Raw genomic sequence first — 1,166 nt, forward strand, 5'->3', positions numbered from 1 at the left:
TGTGGTGGTGCGCAGTGACACGGCGGGCAAGGACTCAACAGCGGGCTTGAATCGTGATGTCGACAAGGCTTACGAGATCACGCGTGATGACGAGCACCGGACTGATGTGTATGTGACGAAGAGTTCGTTGGATGCGGTTGCCAGCCCGAAAGAGACACTTGATCAATGGCAAAAAAACGCCGCGCTTTATGGAGAAAACAGTCGAAACACAATAGACAAACTGGTCGACATGCTTGTGGTCACCGCGTTACTGCCGTTAGGGGCTGTTACAGGTAACGCGACAGAACTAGCACAACGCCAAGTCGCTCGTACCGAACTGATGCAACAACTCAACAGCCTGGATGAAGACAAAAAGTCGGCGGGCATCAGGACAGTTCTAAACCGGGTTGCTGACAAAAATCTGGGCTCCAATGCGGAAGCGCTCGTCGCACGTATTGCCGAACTGGGTGAGGAGCACCCGGATCAAGCGATGCAGGCGATGGTTTTGTTGACCACGCTGAATAAACCAAATGGTGGTGCATCGAGTTTTGTTCCAGTAGTGGCGCTGGGTGCTGGCGCAATTGTGGCCCTGAGTGCTGCGTTGTCTACCACAGCAGCGACGCCGGAAGGTCAGGATAGACTGAGAGCGGCAGCCAATGCCGTCGCACTCTCTGTAGCTCAATCAGGCCAGTCAGCCGAACAGCAGGTCAGCACCTCCATAGAGATATGGAAATTTCTGTTCAGTACGACATTCCCGGTACATCTGCTGGACGGCGAAAACATCAGGCTGGTGAATCCTATCGTTCAGGCCCAGGGTGCGAATCCGTCCAGCGGCGGGTATGCTGCTGGAGCGACGCCTGCTGGTGTGGGTTCGACGGGTGGCAGTCAGATTGCTGATCAGACGCCTGTTGATTATTCGAGGCCTGTGGTTGAGCTTCCTGCGCCGGGGGTGATGAATCAGGAAATAGTAGATAAGTGGAGCCGAGAACCTAAAAGCCTCCAAGATGAAATGGCGCTAGAAGCAGCTAAAGCTGGCGCTGGGGATGTGATTATACGTAACTTAGGGAAACTCTGAAGAAGACCTCTAAGTTTGGCAGAATACCTGATCTCCACCGCCGAGACGCCTGATGAAGCAGATGACCTTCGCCGACGCCGAGTACGCTGGCAAACGCAAGCAAACCCGTAAA

The 1,166-nt window shown here is 54.1% G+C and carries 1 pseudogene; it reads left to right on the top strand.

What is annotated here, in order from left to right:
• Positions 1-1,054 (top strand): annotated as a pseudogene (locus RGM3321_RS00235) (filamentous hemagglutinin); the annotation flags it as partial.
• Positions 1,055-1,166 lie beyond the last annotated feature (112 nt).

The organism is Pseudomonas sp. RGM 3321 (genome assembly GCF_022836805.1).
Lineage (GTDB): Bacteria > Pseudomonadota > Gammaproteobacteria > Pseudomonadales > Pseudomonadaceae > Aquipseudomonas.